The sequence below is a fragment of the Ruegeria sp. Ofav3-42 genome (assembly GCF_022347725.1).
Lineage (GTDB): Bacteria > Pseudomonadota > Alphaproteobacteria > Rhodobacterales > Rhodobacteraceae > Ruegeria.
This window is the reverse complement of the sequence record NZ_JAKRGB010000051.1, coordinates 1-2,584: the sequence shown is the minus strand read 5'-3', so window position 1 is coordinate 2,584 and position 2,584 is coordinate 1. Positions and strand designations below refer to the sequence as shown.

The 2,584-nt window shown below is 53.2% G+C and carries 5 protein-coding genes; 3 read left to right on the top strand and 2 right to left on the bottom strand.

The window, feature by feature from the left end; translation table 11 throughout:
• On the bottom strand, positions 1 to 115 hold a 115-nt coding region (locus MHN28_RS24735), incomplete at its 3' end, for a transposase (RefSeq protein WP_239335702.1).
• A gap of 47 nt (positions 116 to 162) precedes the next feature.
• Positions 163 to 678: a PHB depolymerase family esterase gene (locus MHN28_RS24730; RefSeq protein ID WP_239345708.1), complete on the bottom strand. Its 516-nt coding sequence runs from the start codon at positions 676 to 678 to the stop codon at positions 163 to 165.
• Between the two features lie 192 nt (positions 679 to 870).
• Between MHN28_RS24730 and MHN28_RS24725 the strand changes: the two genes are divergently transcribed.
• The 3 genes from MHN28_RS24725 to MHN28_RS24715 all read left to right on the top strand — a co-directional run bounded on the left by MHN28_RS24725 (position 871) and on the right by MHN28_RS24715 (position 2,580).
• Positions 871 to 1,302 (top strand): ester cyclase, encoded by a 432-nt coding sequence (locus MHN28_RS24725; RefSeq protein ID WP_239345706.1) that lies wholly within the window; start codon positions 871 to 873, stop codon positions 1,300 to 1,302.
• A gap of 102 nt (positions 1,303 to 1,404) precedes the next feature.
• Positions 1,405 to 2,031, top strand: a complete 627-nt coding sequence (locus tag MHN28_RS24720) for a hypothetical protein (protein ID WP_239345704.1) — start codon at positions 1,405 to 1,407, stop codon at positions 2,029 to 2,031.
• Between the two features lie 165 nt (positions 2,032 to 2,196).
• Positions 2,197 to 2,580 carry a hypothetical protein gene (locus tag MHN28_RS24715; RefSeq protein WP_239345702.1) on the top strand — a complete coding sequence of 128 codons (384 nt, stop codon included), beginning with the start codon at positions 2,197 to 2,199 and terminating at the stop codon, positions 2,578 to 2,580.
• The last annotated feature ends 4 nt before the right edge of the window (positions 2,581 to 2,584 follow it).

Sequence of the window (2,584 nt, the reverse complement as noted above, 5' to 3'; positions counted from 1 at the left end):
TGTAGAAGGTGCCCTGGCTAATACCATAGCGCCTGCACACGTCAGCAGTCCGCTCGCCTGCTTCCTGTTCCTTGATCATCTGGATGATCTGTTCGTCGGTGAATCTCGTCTTCATTTGTCCGTCCTTGAGTTGGGCGGACTCTACACAAAACTGGAGGAGATTCAGGGGCTCAGGTCAAAGGCTTTCGCCAGCTCTGGCGCTAGGCACGCAATGTCCCAAACCATCGATCCTCCGCGGGAGAAGCCTGCGATCAGTATTCTCGACGGGTCAATACCGAAGCGCCCCAATGCGTCGGCGCGCACGGCGCTGAGAAAGGCGACATCATCGCGCGCCAGGTCATATCCGTCAGCCACACCCCAATCGAGGTCTTTGTTATTTAAACTGGGCTGCCCGCTGGGCATAATCACAGCGTAGCCGCGCCGGATGAAAGGATCGACATAGGCGGAATTCTGGATCATCGCTTGGCCAGACCGTCCATACCCGTGCAACCAAATGACGGCAGGCGGCTTATCAGGAGTCTCCGGCAGGGCCACGTAGTACTCACCGCCTTCCAGTGTGCAAGGTGCATTTGGCACGCCACACTCTCCATCAGAAGCAAGGGCAGCGTTCGGCTTCGCAGCAATAAGAGCAATGGCAATACCGAGCGTCAAAATGCGAATACGCGTTTCGGGTCGCATCAAAAGTGTACCTCTGTCGCTAGGTCACAGAACATCATAGCACAGCATTACGCATCTCCGAATGCACCGGTCCAAATGTCCGGGAACGCCTCTATTGCGTAGTTCAGTGGCAACGAGTGATCACTCTGAGCCCTTAACACCCGAATTCGCGCCGTTATATGTAGAGCATATCATCAGTTCCGGGAAAACTTCATGACGCTGTCTGATCTTATTAAGCGATTTTACCACGAAGTATGGAACGCGGCGGACATGGACTGCGCCCGAGAAATCCTACACCCAGAGTTCGATTTTCGTGGGAGTCTCGGGCCGAAACGCTCAGGGCCGGATGAGTTCATTCACTATATGGAAGAAGTTCGAGCGGCTCTTCCGGATTTTCAATGCAATATCGTTGAAATCGTCGATGCCGGAGAAAAAGCAGCTGCACGAATGACCTTCGGCGGCACGCACCATGGTAAATTCTTCGGGGTAGACGGAACACAGCAACGGATCGAATGGTCCGGGGCGGCATTCTTTACAATGTGGGAGAAAAAAATCGGGAGGCTCTGGGTTTTGGGTGACATTGATTCAATCAAGAGACAATTGAATGCCCACCCGAAAGTTGCGTTTCTTGACCCATATGCATAGCGGCAGCTTTGGTTGCGAAGGCAGACCTCGACGTGACGTGCGCTGCACGATGTGTAATTTTGATGGGTAATGGGTACTATCCCGCGCGGGAAAGGAGACGCTATGAAACCGAATAATAAGTTCCGCCGTAACCTTCTGGGCGGCGTTGCAGGACTAATGGGCGTCGGTTCGCTGAGTGCAAGAGCCGCTACGGCTGTACTCACACCAGACGCCGCAGAAGGGCCGTATTATCCGACGCCAGCCATGCGGAGGCCCGATATAGATAATGACCTCGTTAAGATCAGAGGGCGCGTTGAAAAAGCCGGTGGCGAAGTCTTTACACTGCGTGGAAGGCTCACGGGGGCCAATGGACAACCCCTTGCCAGACATCGCATCGAAATCTGGCAATGCGACATGGACGGCAACTACATGCACCCGCGCGACCGTCGCAGTGTTAACTTTGATCAGGCTTTCCAGGGCTTTGGCCATGACGTAACTGACAACGGCGGGAACTACGAGTTTCGTACGATAAAACCCACGATCTATCCAGGGCGCACACCACATATTCATGTAAAGGTATTTGATGGAAATCGCGAACTGTTGACGACGCAGTTTTACATCAAAGACCATCCGAGCAACGCCCGCGATGGGTTATTCAACCGTATGTCCAAGGCGGAGGCCAATGCAGTGTCTATGGAATTTGCGAAGGGTGCGACTGGACTTGAAGCGACCGTCAATGTTGTCGTCTAGAGAGCAAGCATTAGCCAGCAAATTTGGAGTTGCAAACCTCGATTGTGACTGTCCGCTTCGGGCTGCCCTCCAATCACTGACGCGAATGGCCGCGAATGGCGATACCAAGCTCGAAACGGACGTTTTCTCCCAACTGTGTTACAGTGATTGAAGGGGAGATAGACGATGTTCGACATTGATACATTTATCGCTGACTGCCGCGATGCAGTCGACAAAGACCCAACTCAAAAGTCCTCCGCAGAAGTTGTTCGGCGTGCCCTTTCAAATCCGTCTGACGTACTGGCAGCTCTAGGAGAACGTAAAGAACCAGGCATAACTCCTCTCTATCAATCGTCCGACCTAACAATAATTAACTTGGCCTGGAAACCATTGACGACCATTCCGCCTCACAACCATGAAATGTGGGCTGTGATTGGAATTGTCCGTCGTCAGCGCCAATGGGACAGATGGCGGCCTGAGCTAAGAGAGGGTTTGGCGCATCTGGTTGGGTTGATTATGCGGCGGTTTTGCGGTGAAGCAAGCGCCGGGTTTCGACGGTCTTTCGTTTGATCCG

Bases quoted from the DNA above. Each gene is read 5' to 3' on its own strand.
- MHN28_RS24730 (WP_239345708.1), bottom strand. From the start codon at position 678: ATGCGACCCGAAACGCGTATTCGCATTTTGACGCTCGGTATTGCCATT.
- MHN28_RS24725 (WP_239345706.1), top strand. From the start codon at position 871: ATGACGCTGTCTGATCTTATTAAGCGATTTTACCACGAAGTATGGAAC.
- MHN28_RS24715 (WP_239345702.1), top strand. From the start codon at position 2,197: ATGTTCGACATTGATACATTTATCGCTGACTGCCGCGATGCAGTCGAC.
- MHN28_RS24720 (WP_239345704.1), top strand. From the start codon at position 1,405: ATGAAACCGAATAATAAGTTCCGCCGTAACCTTCTGGGCGGCGTTGCA.